General features: G+C 40.5%; 1 protein-coding gene. It reads left to right on the top strand.

From position 1 onward, the window contains the following. A partial coding sequence (locus A5844_RS14075) for a QWxxN domain (protein ID WP_179190510.1) occupies window positions 1–988 on the top strand: 988 nt, incomplete at both ends.

The raw sequence follows: 988 nt of genomic DNA, 5'->3' as shown, positions 1-988 counted from the left end.
AAGGCTTCTGGACTCCAAAATAGAAATCTGACTGCATTGGAGGCAGAAGCTATTATCCTGCAATGGCGAGACAATAATATTTTTAAAAACTATCATTTTAAAGAGAACCATCCAATATATGCTGAAACAACTGCCTTATTGAATGTTCCTCAATCCATTATGACCACGGAGATGGTTGAAAAACAATCAAGCCCGATGGCAGAACTGACCATCGAAACAAGTTCTGTGAAGGAACAGGCAGAAAAGACATCAACTTCTACCACGCCATCCTCGAGTACTTCTGTCAAATTGTCGGCGGATGCATTAAAAATAAATAGTATCATCACCGCTTTTTTTGCTGGAAAAGCTTCTCCTGTACCACTCTCTGAGAAGTTACCACTTTTGTTGGACGATGCGGAGGTGTATAAAAAGCGGAATGAAACAGATCATGTCAATGATAAAGTCAAAGAATTTCTTTGTAAACAAAAAGAACCTTGCGACGGATTATCTCCTCTTCAATTAATTAATGCGCTATATTGGTGGGTATGGAAAGAAGGCGAGGAGAAGAAGAAAACCAGAAGTAAAGAAGCCGCTGAAGTTATTCTTACCTCCTCGGGACTCACTGGACAAGAGGTATCCGAGGATCGAGCGTCCGCTATTCTCCAACAATGGCGAAACAACAATATCTTCAAAGGGTATCAATTTAAAGAAGCCAAGCAAATACCTACGGAAACAACTGCCTCATTGAAGGAAACTCCGTCCGACTTGACCACAGAACTGCTTATGGAAACAAGTTCTCTGGCGTATCAAGTGGAAGAGATTCTTCCTCCTACCGCGCAACCTTCCACTCTTTCTGAAAATACTTCGGACGATATAAAAAAAATAAACTGTATTATAAGCGCCTATTTTGAGGGGAAACCTTCTCCTGTACCCACTTCTGAGAAGTTACCACTGATCTTATATGACGAGAAATTGTATAAAAAACGCAATGAAACACAAAGGGTGAATG

Source organism: Candidatus Enterococcus wittei (assembly GCF_002140175.1).
Classification (GTDB): Bacteria; Bacillota; Bacilli; order Lactobacillales; family Enterococcaceae; genus Enterococcus_B; species Enterococcus_B wittei.
This window is presented reverse-complemented; position numbering and strand designations above follow the sequence as displayed.